General features: G+C 71.2%; 12 protein-coding genes. 5 read left to right on the forward strand and 7 right to left on the reverse strand.

What is annotated here, in order from left to right; all coding sequences use genetic code 11:
• The first annotated feature begins 28 nt into the window (after nucleotides 1-28).
• Nucleotides 29-1,363 carry a M64 family metallopeptidase gene (locus CP975_RS33040; RefSeq protein ID WP_055536098.1) on the forward strand — a complete coding sequence of 445 codons (1,335 nt, stop codon included), beginning with the start codon at nucleotides 29-31 and terminating at the stop codon, nucleotides 1,361-1,363.
• Between the two features lie 66 nt (nucleotides 1,364-1,429).
• Here the strand turns inward: CP975_RS33040 and CP975_RS33045 are convergent, their stop codons facing one another.
• A complete protein-coding gene (locus CP975_RS33045) occupies nucleotides 1,430-2,506 on the reverse strand; it encodes a LacI family DNA-binding transcriptional regulator (RefSeq protein ID WP_150477660.1) in 1,077 nt (358 codons plus the stop codon).
• A 279-nt stretch (nucleotides 2,507-2,785) separates the two neighbouring features.
• Between CP975_RS33045 and uriH the strand changes: the two genes are divergently transcribed.
• Both uriH and uriT read left to right on the forward strand, forming a co-directional pair.
• A complete protein-coding gene (gene uriH, locus CP975_RS33050) occupies nucleotides 2,786-3,733 on the forward strand; it encodes a uridine-preferring nucleoside hydrolase UriH (RefSeq protein ID WP_055536099.1) in 948 nt (315 codons plus the stop codon).
• Nucleotides 3,730-5,184 carry a uridine transporter UriT gene (gene uriT / locus CP975_RS33055; RefSeq protein WP_055536100.1) on the forward strand — a complete coding sequence of 485 codons (1,455 nt, stop codon included), beginning with the start codon at nucleotides 3,730-3,732 and terminating at the stop codon, nucleotides 5,182-5,184. The genes uriH and uriT overlap by 4 nt, the downstream gene beginning before the upstream one ends.
• Here uriT and CP975_RS33060 read toward each other — a convergent pair.
• The 5 genes from CP975_RS33060 to CP975_RS33080 all read right to left on the reverse strand — a co-directional run bounded on the left by CP975_RS33060 (nucleotide 5,174) and on the right by CP975_RS33080 (nucleotide 10,723).
• Nucleotides 5,174-7,432, reverse strand: a complete 2,259-nt coding sequence (locus CP975_RS33060) for a terpene synthase family protein (protein WP_055536101.1) — start codon at nucleotides 7,430-7,432, stop codon at nucleotides 5,174-5,176. The genes uriT and CP975_RS33060 overlap by 11 nt on opposite strands.
• 137 nt (nucleotides 7,433-7,569) lie before the next feature.
• On the reverse strand, nucleotides 7,570-8,982 hold the full coding sequence (locus CP975_RS33065) for a family 2B encapsulin nanocompartment shell protein (RefSeq protein WP_055536102.1): 1,413 nt from the start codon (nucleotides 8,980-8,982) through the stop codon (nucleotides 7,570-7,572).
• 296 nt (nucleotides 8,983-9,278) lie between these two features.
• Nucleotides 9,279-9,548 carry a hypothetical protein gene (locus tag CP975_RS33070; protein ID WP_055536103.1) on the reverse strand — a complete coding sequence of 90 codons (270 nt, stop codon included), beginning with the start codon at nucleotides 9,546-9,548 and terminating at the stop codon, nucleotides 9,279-9,281.
• A gap of 75 nt (nucleotides 9,549-9,623) precedes the next feature.
• The gene (locus CP975_RS33075; protein ID WP_055536123.1) at nucleotides 9,624-10,496 is read right to left on the reverse strand and encodes an MBL fold metallo-hydrolase; all 873 of its coding nucleotides are present in this window, start codon (nucleotides 10,494-10,496) and stop codon (nucleotides 9,624-9,626) included.
• A gap of 26 nt (nucleotides 10,497-10,522) precedes the next feature.
• Nucleotides 10,523-10,723, reverse strand: coding sequence for a DUF4236 domain-containing protein (locus CP975_RS33080; RefSeq protein ID WP_030775935.1), 201 nt, complete (start codon nucleotides 10,721-10,723; stop codon nucleotides 10,523-10,525).
• A 200-nt stretch (nucleotides 10,724-10,923) separates the two neighbouring features.
• On the opposite strand from CP975_RS33080, the gene CP975_RS35235 reads away from it, so the two are divergent.
• Both CP975_RS35235 and CP975_RS33085 read left to right on the forward strand, forming a co-directional pair.
• Entirely contained in the window at nucleotides 10,924-11,097 is a 174-nt protein-coding gene (locus CP975_RS35235) for a hypothetical protein (RefSeq protein ID WP_167532771.1), read from the forward strand.
• 48 nt (nucleotides 11,098-11,145) lie between these two features.
• Nucleotides 11,146-11,415, forward strand: a complete 270-nt coding sequence (locus CP975_RS33085; protein WP_055536104.1) for a hypothetical protein — start codon at nucleotides 11,146-11,148, stop codon at nucleotides 11,413-11,415.
• 31 nt (nucleotides 11,416-11,446) lie between these two features.
• Here the strand turns inward: CP975_RS33085 and CP975_RS33090 are convergent, their stop codons facing one another.
• Nucleotides 11,447-12,100: a prenyltransferase/squalene oxidase repeat-containing protein gene (locus tag CP975_RS33090; RefSeq protein WP_167532772.1), complete on the reverse strand. Its 654-nt coding sequence runs from the start codon at nucleotides 12,098-12,100 to the stop codon at nucleotides 11,447-11,449.
• Nucleotides 12,101-12,272 lie beyond the last annotated feature (172 nt).

Raw genomic sequence — 12,272 nt, forward strand, 5'->3', positions numbered from 1 at the left:
TTATATCGCGGACTTCGGAAGGACACCCATGCCCCCCACACACCGAATACCCGGCCGTGCCAGACGCACCTCGCTGGGGGCCGCCCTCGCCACCGGGGTCGCCCTCACCGCGGGGCTCGCCGCGACCGCCCCGGCGGGCACCGCCACGGCCGCGGGCCCGGACCCGGCGGACCGGCGGACCCAGAGCGTCGAGTACTTCACCGGCCCCGGCGCCCACCCCCGGCACGCCGAAATCCCCGCCGCCGAACCGCTCTTCACCAAGGAGCGCGCGGCGATCCAGGGCGACGGGGACGTCGTCCCCATCGTGCAGGCCGGGCCGACCGGCTCCAAGCTCGACGTCGTCTTCATCGGCGACGGCTACACCGCCTCCCAGCAGGAGGACTTCCACGCCGACGTGCGCGCCAAGTGGGCCAAGGTCTCCGCCGTCGAGCCCTACACCTCGTACAAGAGCCTCTTCAACGTCTGGGCCGTCGACGCGGTGTCCCGGCAGTCCGGCGTCTCCGGCGACCCGACGAACGGCACGGTCAAGGACACCGCCCTCGACTCGGCGTTCTACTGCGACGGCATCGAGCGGCTGCTGTGCGTCGACACCAACAAGGTCGAGTCGTACGCGAAGAAGGCCGCGGACCCCGACCTCGTCATCGTCCTCGCCAACTCCACCAAGTACGGCGGCGCGGGCTACAACGACATCACCTCGCCGTCCGGCTACGACGGCATCGCCACCGCCTCCTCGGACAACGCCCAGTCCGACCAGGTCCTCGTCCACGAAACGGGCCACTCGCTGGGCAAGCTCGCCGACGAGTACTGGTACGACGAGTACGGCACCTACACCGGCGCCGAGCCCTGGGAGACGAACACCAGCAAGCGCACGGCCGCCCAGCTGACGGCCCAGAAGAAGAAGTGGTACCGGTGGATCGGCCGGACCTCGCCGGACGGCGGGACCGTCGGCGCGTACGAGGGCGGCGGCTACTACCCGCGCGGTCTCTACCGGCCCACCCCGAACTCGATCATGCGTACGCTCGGCCGCGAGTTCAACCTTCCCGGCCGCGAGGCGATGATCGCCGGCTTCCACCGGCACGCGTCCGTCCTCACCCCCGTGACGCCCACGGACAAGGAGGTGCGGCGCGACGCGAAGGTCTCCGTGCGGGTGGCGGACGGCATCAGGCCGCGCTGGTACGTCGACGGCCGCGAGGCCAGGCAGGCCAGGGGCGACAGCACGGTGAGCCCCCGGGCGCTCGGCGTCCCCGCCGACGGCCGTGACCACGAGCTGACGGCCCGCGCCACGGACCGGACCCCGGCGGTCCGCGACCCGAAACTGCGCCGCTTGCTCACGGATTCGCTCACGTGGCGGGTCACACGCTGATCCGGTCCGCGTCCCGCGGGAGCGACTCGCCCCGTGGGACCGGGCTCGGCCCGGGGGGCGGGAGGTCTATGTGACGGGAGCCGACTCGCTCCGCCCACCCGGGACCGCGACCAGGGACGGGGCCAGGATCGCGACCCGCGCGCCGGTGCGCGCGCTCGACTCGCGTACGACGAGGTCCGGAGCGAGTCGGACCGACCGCTGCGGGCCGGTGTCCTCGCCGGACAGGCGCAGGCCCAGCAGGCGTGCCGCCTCCGCGGCCAGCTCGGCCACCGGCTGGCGGACCGTCGTGACGCCCGGCGCGGACAGCGCCGCCATCGGGATGTCGTCGAAGCCGGTGACAGCCACCTCGCCGGGCACCGCCACCCCCAGCTGCTGGAGACGCTGGAGCGCCCCGATCGCGATGAGGTCGTTGGCGCAGACCAGGGCGTCGGGCCGGGCGGGCCACACCTCGTCGACGGCGGCCCGCCCCCACTCCACGGAGAAGTCACCGAGGGCCACCCGCTCCGGGGCGCCGGGATCGAGCGCGCCGGCCCCCGCCGCGTAGGCGGCACGCCGCTCGGCGGCCGCCGAGGCCGTCCCCGCAGCCCCGAGGAAGCAGACGCGGCGGCGGCCGGTGGCGGCCAGATGATCGAGGACGAGGGCCACGCCCGCCGTGTTGTCGACGGCGACGGAGTCCGCGACGCCGGGCCCGCAGCCGCGGTCCATCAGGACCAGCGGCACCCTCGCGGCCGCGGCCGCCACGGCGTCCCGGCTGCGGTCCTCGTCCGCCGGGATCACCAGAAGCGCGTCGACCTGCCGGCTCAGCAGATCCGCCACGTACTCCGCCTCGGCCGCGGGATCGTCGTCGCAGTCGGCGAGCAGCACCGCCCGCCCCTCGGCGTGCAGGGCGTGCGTCAACTCCCGCACCAGCGCGGGATAGAAGGGGTTCGTGATCTGCGGCAGGACGAGGCCCACCGTGCCCGTGCGGCGGCCGCGCAGCGCCCGGGCCGCGTGATTGGGCCGGTAACCGAGCGCGTCGGCGGCCTCGCGGACCCGGCGGGCGGTCTCGGCGCCGACGGCGCGCGTACCGGACAGGACCCGGGAGACCGTGGCGACGGAGCAGCCGGACACCCGGGCCACGTCTCTGAGCGTCACGTCGGCCACGCCGTGCCCGTCCCTTCGACCAGCCGCCAGATTTCGGCAAACGTTATCAGCGGGCGTTCGTCACAACCAGACCCCTCGGTTTACGCCGGATTCCGGCAGTTGGCACCCTTCTGCCCCCTGCTCGACGCGTGCGGGACCGTGTCCGTTCCGGGCGCGTTTGGCAGGGTGTGGTTTCGGCCATTGACATAATTCGTCGCTGTGCACAAAGTCTTCGGAGAACGTTTTCCCGAGCCGTCCCCCCACAGTGGCTGCGGCTCAGCCGAACAAAGAGGTTCCGCGATGCCCCGAAAGATCATCCTGGACTGCGACCCGGGACATGACGACGCGATCGCCATGCTCCTGGCGCACGGCAATCCGGATGTGGAGCTGGCCGCCGTCACCACCGTGGTGGGCAACCAGACCCTGGAGAAGGTCACCCGCAACGCCCTGTCGGTGGCCCGCATCGCGAACATCACCGGCGTCCCCTTCGCCGCCGGCTGCTCCCGCCCCCTGGTGCGCACCATCGAAACGGCACCCGAGATCCACGGCGAGAGCGGCATCGACGGACCCGTCATGCCCGAGCCGGTCCTCACCCTGGACGGCCGCCACGCCGTCGACCTGATCATCGACACGGTCATGGCGCACGAGCCCGGCGAGATCACCCTCGTCCCCACCGCCGGCCTGACCAACATCGCCATGGCCGCCCGCAAGGAGCCCCGCATCGTCGAGCGCGTCCGCGAGGTCGTCCTGATGGGCGGCGGCTACCACACGGGCAACTGGAGCCCGGTCGCCGAGTTCAACATCAAGATCGACCCCGAGGCCGCGCACATCGTCTTCAACGAGAGCTGGCCCGTCACCATGGTCGGCCTCGACCTGACCCACCAGGCACTCGCCACCCCCGAGGTCGTCGAGCGCATCGCGAAGGTGGGCACCAGGCCCGCCGTCTTCGTCAACGAGCTGCTCGACTTCTTCGGCGCCATGTACCTGGAGGCCCAGGGCTTCGCCGCGCCGCCGGTGCACGACCCGTGCGCGGTCGCGTACGTCATCGACCCCGACGTCATGACGGTCCGCAAGGCCCCCGTCGACATCGAGCTGACCGGCACCCTCACCCTCGGCATGACCGTGACGGACCTCCGCGCGCCCGCCCCCGAGGACTGCCACACCCAGGTCGCCGTCGACCTCGACCACCAGCGCTTCTGGGACCTCATCGTGGACGCGCTCGAGCGGATCGGTGACGTCCCCGCATGAACGCCTCCTTCACCGAACCCTCCGCCGCCGCTCCCGGCGGCGCCCGCGGCTCCCGCCCCGTCCGCATCGGCGTCCTGGTCACCGCGCTCCTCGCGGCCTGCTTCGCCTTCCAGCTCAACGCGAGCATGCTCAGCCCCGCCCTGAAGAACATCGAGGACTCCCTCGGGGCGACCTCCGCCGAAGTCGGCCTGACCCAGACCGCCTTCTTCACCTCCGCCGCGCTCTTCTCCCTCTTCCTGCCGCGCCTCGGCGACCTCGTCGGACGCCGCAAGGTACTCGCCGGAATGCTGGCGCTCATGGTCGTCGGCTGCGTGGTCGCCGCGCTCGCCGAGAGCGTGCCCATGCTCTTCGCGGGCCGCGTCATCCAGGGCGTCTCGGGACCCACCGTGCCGCTCTGCCTGATCATGCTGCGCAACGAAGTCCACGAGCCGAAGAAGTACGGCACCCTCCTCGGCGTCATCACCGCCGTCAACGGAGGCATCGCGGGCGTCGACTCCCTGGCGGGCGGCTACCTCGCCGACCACCACGGCTTCCAGTCGGTGTTCTGGCTGATGGCCGGTGTGGCCGCCGTCGCGGCGCTCCTGGTCGCCACGCTCACGCCCGAGTCGAAGGCCGCTCACAGCACCGACAGCCGCATGGACTGGCCCGGCGTCACCCTCCTCGTCGTCTCGGTCGGCGCCGCCCTCATCGCCCTGAACGAGGCCGGAAAGCTGGGCGCCGCGAACTGGCCGCTCGTCATCGGTCTCCTCCTCGTAGCGGGCATCGCCTTCGCCCTGTTCTGGCGCACGGAGGACCGCAGCAGCCACCCCCTGGTCGCCACCCGTCACCTGCGCCAGCGCTCCACCTGGGCGCTGCTGCTCACCACCGTCCTCACCATGACGGGCGTCTTCGCCGTGATGAACGGCATGATCCCCGCCTTCGCCCAGGACGCCCAGGCCGGTTTCGGCATGGGAGCCGAGCAGTCCGCCTGGTGGACCCTGACCCCCTACGCCCTCGCGGGCCTCGCCATGGGCCCGATCGCCGGGCGGCTGGCCGCCACGTACGGATACGGCCGCATCCTGCGCCTCGGCCTCATCGGCTCGATCGTCACGGTGACCCTGATGCTGTTCACCCTGCACACCGATTCGCGCCTGCTGCTCCTGGCCGCGTCGATCCTCATCGGCGTCACCTACGCGGGCGTCGGCAACATCGTCCTCAACGGCCTCGGCATCGTGCTCTCCCCGAAGGAGAACCCGGGCTTCCTGCCCGGCCTGAACGCGGGCGCCTTCAACCTCGGCGCCGGCCTCAGCTTCGCCGTCCTGTACGCCGTGCAGACCGCCGCCGAACCGGCCGACAAGACCTCACCCGCCGGGTACGCGGCAGGCATGATCGCCGGGGTCGCGCTCATCGCGGCGGCCTTCGCGACGTCCTTCCTCATCCCCAAGCCGGTGGAGGCGGAGGCTACGGACTGACCGGGCGCCGGCCGGCGGAGACTTGTGCCGGCAGGACGTCGGCCGCCGATGTGCCCAGGCCGGTCGGGACCATCCAGGCGGGAGCGGGCACGGCTGTGCCCGGGGCGAGCGGCGTGCGCGGGATGGTGTGGTGGGGCAGGGCCGCGGGCAGGTCGGCGTCCTTGTAGCGCCGTACGCTCACGTGCCAGTGGAGGACGGCGGCGAGGAAGTCCTTCAGCTCTTCCATGTAGGCGTCGAGGGCGCCGCGTTCGCCCTCGGTGAGGCCCAGGTCGTCGCAGAGTACGGGCAGTTCATGGCGCAGCGCGTGCTGGAACTGGTCCATGCGGGCACGCATGAGGTTGTCGACGATGTGCAGGGCGGTGGGGTAGTCGCAGGCGAAGAAGTTCTGGACCACCAGGAGCATGTTGTGGAGCTCGCCCTCGTACTGCATCTCCTTCTGGTACGAGACGACGTCGTTGACCAGGAAGGCGTAGTCGGAGACGGCGCTCTCGACCGCGCGCAGGGTGCCGCTCTCATGGACGGCGGGCGGCAGTTTCCCCGCATGGCCCAGCCGGGACAGGCTCATGATCAGATCAGCGCCGAACGTCTTGCGGCGCATCTCGATGTAGTCGACCGGGTCGGGCACGCGGTGCTGGGCCTGGTTGTGCAGCTCCCACACCCAGCTCCGCACCATGTCGGCCACCGCGTCGCGGTAGGCCGCACGCTGCGCGGGGAGCATGCGCGTGACCGTGCGCTCCCAGAGATCGGCCAGGGAGCGTTCGAGCGGGCCGACCGCCCCTGCCGCACCGGCCGCGGGGTCCGCGCAGTCCATGCGGGCCAGCAGCCGCTCGGTGCACAGCCGGGCGCCGGCGAGGTCGCGGGTGCGGCCGAAGACGAGGGGGTAGTAGTCGTCGCCGTAGGTGCCCCAGGTCAGCCACTCCGCGCTCAGTTCGATCTGCTCGGGGGTGCCGTCGGGGTCGAGGGCCGCCGAGCACAGGGCGAGGTCGTACCCGGTGATCTTCTCCAGGTCCCAGATGCTGTCGAGCAGACCCATCCGCCCGGCCCAGTCGATGGAGGCCCGGCGCGCGTGCTCGAGGTGCGGACTGGAGCGCACCGGGAAGGGCATGGCGAAGTCGGGCAGCAGGGAAGGGCCGCGATGCTGGTTGAGCACCTGCGTATGGCCGCGGAGCCGGGCCCGGGCCGAGCGCCCGAACAGCCCCTCGATGTCCAGTGCCGAGGTGCCCAGGACCCCGCCGAACATCGACCGGCGCGCCGCGGCCTCCTCGTTCATGTAGCGGCTGGAGCGCATGTGCCACTCATGGCCGCCCGACTGCCAGTCCTGTAGCCCCTTCGTGTACGCGGTGACCCGCGCGCACTCCCCGGCCGTCAGCGCCTCCTCCAGGCACAGGGCCGGGACCTCGGTGACGGCGGTGTTCTCGAACTGCTGGAGGCGGGAGGTCAGCAGGTCGTTGACGGCCTCGGCCGCCTCCTGGGTCGTACACCCCAAGAACGTCTCCAGGACCAGGACGCCGTTGCTGAGTTCACCCTCGTCCTCCACCTCACGCTGGTAGGAGAAGAGGTCGTTGCGCAGGTGGACGGCGTCCGCGAAGGCGTCCGTCAGGACGCGCAGCGGCCGGGAGGCGGCCACGGACGGCGGGAGTTCGGCCTGTGCCGCGTACTCGACGAGCCCCGCCGACCAGGGCGCACCGCCCACCTTGCGGCGCATCTCGATGTACTCCACGGGGTTGGCGACCCGCCCCTCGTTGATGTGGACCAGCTCCCACATCGATTCATTGAGCAGGTTCCTCGTACTGAGCGCGAACCGCTCCCGCCACTGTCGCGACATGCTCGGCACGGTCCGCGCCCACAGATCCGCCAGACCGGCCTCCACCGGGTTGACCGGCTCCGGGAAGCCTTCCGCCAGGTCCATCGGCATGAATGCGGGCAGCCGGTCCAGATAGGCCTTTCCGCCCTCCCGGTCCGGGGTCCGCTTGAACATCTCCAGGAAGTGGTCGTCGAAGAAGAACACCCACACATACCAGTCGGTCACCAGCGCCAGCGCTTCGGCGTCACAGTCCGGATGCGTGTACGCGCACAGCAAGGCGTAGTCGTGCGCGTCGAGATCGCTCTGCTCCCAGATCCCGGACCCCTCCAGCATGCCCATTTGCCGCGCCCACGCACGCGAATGCGTTCGGGCGGACTCCAGGTGCGGATTCAGCCGGGCCGGATACGGCACGTAGAAGTCCGGCAGGACGAACGACTGGGACATTGCTGCTGCTCCTCTGCTACTGCTCATCATGGCGCCCGTGTTGCCCGGCCCGGCGAGTCCGCTGGTGTCACACGGGCGGCCGCGCCCGGGTCGCGTCGAGGCCCGGCCGCCCGTGTGAGGTCCTCCGTGCCGCTGGTTCAGTGCCAGCGGCTGACTTCCACGTTCTCCAGGACGCCGAGGGCGTCCGGGACGAGGATCGCCGCGGAGTAGTAGGCGGTGACGAGGTAGGAGATGATCGCCTGTTCGTTGATCCCCATGAACCGCACCGACAGGCTCGGCTCGATCTCGTCCGGGATGCCGCTCTGCTGGAGCCCGATCACGCCCTGTTCGTCCTCACCCGTACGCATGCAGATGATCGACGTCGTACGGGCTTCGGTCACCGGGATCTTGTTGCACGGGAAGATCGGCACTCCGCGCCAGGTGGGGATGCGGTGGCCGCCGATGTCCACGCTCTCCGGGACCAGGCCGCGCTTGTTGCACTCCCGGCCGAACGCGGCGATGGCGCGGGGGTGGGCGAGGAAGAGCTTGCTGCCCCGGCGCCGGGAGAGGAGTTCGTCCATGTCGTCGGGGCTGGGCACCCCGTGGTAGGGCTGGAGGCGCTGGCCGTAGTCGGCGTTGCTGAGCAGGCCGAACTCACGGTTGTTGATGAGTTCGTCCTCCTGGCGCTCACGCAGCGCCTCCACGGTGAGCCGCAACTGCTGCTCGGTCTGGTTCATCGGCTGGTTGTACAGGTCCGCCACCCGGCTGTGGACCTTCAACACCGTCTGCGCGACCGAGAGTTCGTACTCGCGCGGGGCCGCCTCGTAGTCGACGTACGTGTGCGGGATCACGGCCTCGCCCACGTGCCCGGCGGCGAGGTCGATCGCCGCTTCGCCGTATTTGTTGGTCCCCTGCTGCGGAATGGCCGCCCCACCGTCGAGGTGCGCGCGCAGCGTCGGCGAGCGCTCGGCGAGGTTGTCGACGTCCGCGCGGGACAGCGTCAGGACCGTGCAGGCCGTGGCGGTCCTGAACGAACTCTCCCAGGTCCGCGCGTCGCCGGTCAGCGCCGTCTCACCGAAGTAGGCGCCGTCCGCGAGGACTCCCAGGACGGCTTCGTTTCCGTAGGGCCCGGTCCCGACCTTCTGCACCCGGCCGTGGGCCAGGAGGAAGACCATGTCCTGCGGGTCGCCCGCGGTGGCCAGGACGGTGCCGGCCGGGTACTCGCGCTGCTCGCAGCGGTGGGCCAGCTCGCTCAGCACGGCGTCGTCCGCGTAGTCGCGCAGTGCGGGCAGTTCACCCAGTTCGGCCGGGATGACCTCGGCGCGGCCGCCGGTCTGGACGAAGGTGACGCGGCCGTCCCCCAGCTCGTAGGCGAGCCGCCGGTTCACCCGGTAGGTACCGCCCTGGACCTGCACCCAGGGCAGCATGCGCAGCAGCCATCTGGAGCTGATCTCCTGCATCTGGGGCACGGACTTGGTGGTGGTGGCCAGATTCCGCGCGGCCGCCGTACCGAGACTCTGCTGGCGGGGAAGGTCCCCGGCTCGCACTTCCTGGTCGGAATCGACTGACATTATGAGAATCCTCCGATGGCATTCGGGTTTACCTGCGAAATGTGCAGTTCCCAGAATCCATCGGATCGGCATTCCCGTCACCACTCGGGAGGATGAATATGACGCCCTTTCAGGGAGTGGGGAGCGAGCTATTTACCCCTTCGCCCGGAGGTTCGAATACGGGGCAAGGGTGCAGGTCGCGGCTGCGACCCCCGGCGGTTACGGGAATTTCCGAGGGGGGCTTTTTGGTAATGAAATAAATAATCCGAAGGGTTATTTATGAATAGGGGTGGAAGGTCGTCCTCGGTCAGGGGGATTTAGTCGCCCTGGACGTCCGCGACCCTCACCGACAGGCCGTAGTCCAGCTCGGCCCCGTCGACGAGCAAGGCCTCGACGGACCGGGTCGCGGGGTCGATGTCGGCCTCCATGCCGTCCCCGGCGTACCGGGGATAGCCGGAGGAGCCGGTCTCGCCGGTGGCCCTCACGATCGCGGAACGCAGGGCGCCTCCGGTGTCGCTGGTGCCCCTGCCGTCCTCGGCGAACTCGGGAACCAGCAGGATCTCGAAACTCTGCGGCTCGGTCTTCATATGAGTGACGCTAGACAGGAGTGGCCCCCGCCGCATGTTCTCGCCGCCCCGGACCGCCGCGCCGGCGTCACGCGGTCACCAGCGCAGCTCCGTGAAGTCCACGGGGCGAGGCCTGAGAGTGGCCGTGCGAGCGGTCAACGCCCGCATCCGCTCCGCCATTTCGGCCGCGGGCAGCCGCCTGCGGTCGCCGTGGCCGGGCAGCAGCCACTCGAAGCGGAGCCGTTCGGCCGTGCGGGCCAACGAGGCCGCCAGTACCTCGATGGAGTACCAGGTGACACTGTCGGCCACCTCGATGTCGCCCGTCGTACGGGACCAGTAGAAACTGTCCCCGCTGAAGCAGTACCGCTCGTCTGCGACGTACAACACGCTGCCCCGGGTGTGGCCGGGCAGCGGATGGGCGAGGACGCCGTCGGTGATCTCGGCGGGCTCGGTGCCGCGCAGGACGCGGTCGGCGTCGGGTGCCGCGTCCAGGTCGCCCTCGTGGATCCACAGCCGGGCGCGGAGGCGATCGGCGTACCGGCGGCCGTGCGCGGCGTGGTCCCGATGGGTGAGCAGCACATCGGTGACCGGCCCGATCTCCTCGTACTGGGCGGCCAGCGCCTCGCTCCAGCGCGGGGTGTCCACCATCATCAGGCTCCCCGAAGGGCGGCGCAGGAGGTACGCGTTGGCTCCCGCGGTGCGCTGGGAGTTGTGCCCGCAGAACAGCACGGCGTCGTCGAGGGCCAGGGGATAGGGGTCGTGCTCCGCCTCCAACCGCGCGGAGGCGGGCCGGATGGAGCGGGTGTGGCAGGCGAACGCGGCGGCGTAGAGGAGGCGTTCCTCCGCCGCGTCGCGCGGCTGGCGCACGATCTCGGAGCGGCCGTCGACCTCACGGATCAGGTCGGGCGCGAGCTGCCTGGCGACGTCGCAGTTCGTGCAGCGGTCGTCCACGGACCAACCGGAGGTCAGGGGCCGGCCGGCTAAGGCGTCGTTCGTCACCGGCGTCCGCCCCGCCGCGTCGTACGGCGCCAGCCGAAGGGACCGGGCAGGTCCATCGACGTGGTGCGCCGGCCCGTGCTGCTGTGGGTGCGGCGGGGCCCGGTGCGCCCGCCCGTGGTGAGGGACCAGGAGCGCTTGTTGATGTTCAGACGCACCCCGGGAAGTATTCGGAAACTCTTGCGGAACGTCAGCGGCATGGACTCCTCCTAGCGTCCCTTCGTAGGTACCCCGCCGGGGTCCGCCCTCACGTGCGGAAGAACCTGTGAAAGTCGTCACAAGCCCCGAACTCATGATCAGGGCCGGGTGCCCTTCACGCACCGACTTCGCGTAAGGTCGCGGGTCGGCCGCACTCGGCCGACCCGAACCACGCAGTCCACCGAACAAGGAGCCGCAGGTCATGCCGGCCAATGACGCCACCCAGGCGCCGATCTATCACACCCTCGTCCAGGAGCACGGCGACGTCCTCGCCACCGCTCGCCAGGCCGCGGAGGAGACCCAGCAGACCGCCCAGGACGTGCTCGACTTCAGCACGCCGCCCCGGGTGAGCGCACCCGCGGAGCCCGCCTCCTAGGGCCGTCCCGCCTCGCGCGGAGCGCGGCCGATCGGACAGGATGGCGCGATGGACTACGAGTTCTGGAAAGACCTTCACGACCGCGGCGGCATCCCGGCGGTCAAGAGCGCCCTGGCGGACCTCCCCGAGGACCTGCCCCCGCAGGAGGCGGGCGCCGCGGCCGAGCTGGCCCTCAAGGTCATCGAGGACGACATCGCCCGCATCAACGCCCGGGCGGACGAGGCCGAGGCGAGGGCCCAGGCCCTGGCCGAACAGACCGCCGAGGTGAACCGCCGGCTCACCGGCCACGCCGCCCGCGACGCGGACGAGGCCCCGTAGGGGTGGCATGTGCTCCGGGCTGGTTCCTGGTTCACATCGCTGACGACCACACCGGTGCCCGGCCCATCGGTGCGCCACAGCGCCTCGGGCCCCGGCTCGAGATCCCCCGGCCGCGGAATGCGCAGGATCGGTTCGCTGGCCCACGCCCCGTCCGGGCGCTGCGTGTCGTGCAGGTGACCGACCCCGTCGTGGACCGCGTCGTCGCGCTCCCCGCGCCCGCACAGCATGAGGGACCGGAGGGCCGGCGCGTTGGCGAACGCGGCCGGCCCGATGCCGGGATCGTCGGCCCACGCGCGGCGACGGGCGCCCGCAGGGCCATGGCGGTCGGATTGGCGATCCCGGGCCACCAGTAGCCGGACCAGCACCCGTCGTCGTTCCGCGTCTCCCGCACATAGGAGGCGGCACGGGCCAGCGACTCCTGGTCGGGATACCGGTGCGAGGCGAGGGCGAGCAGACCGGCCGCCGTGACACAGATGTGGGGCTGGGCCCATCCGGGAACGGCCTCGGGCGGTGCCGCGATGAAACGGTGGATGCCGTCACCGCGGTCGTATGTGCGCATACCGCCGCCCGCGTCCTGGTGCCGAGCGAGGAACCGCGTGCCGCGCAGCACGGCGGACGGCCGCCAGGTCGCGGCCGACGACAGGTCGACGAGCGCCCACGCGGTGCTGTCGGCGTCCGTCGGCACGCGCCGGTTGTATCCCCACCCGCCGTTGCCGCGCTGTCGGGCCCCGAGCCGCCGCGCGGCCAACGGAGCAGTTCCCGGCCGGCACCGGCATCCTCACCACAGGGTGGGACGGCCCGGGCCGACGCGCAGCGAGGGGCGGGCAAACAGGTGACACCGCACGGCGGCGGGCTTC

Source organism: Streptomyces alboniger (assembly GCF_008704395.1).
GTDB classification, from domain to species: Bacteria; Actinomycetota; Actinomycetes; order Streptomycetales; family Streptomycetaceae; genus Streptomyces; species Streptomyces alboniger.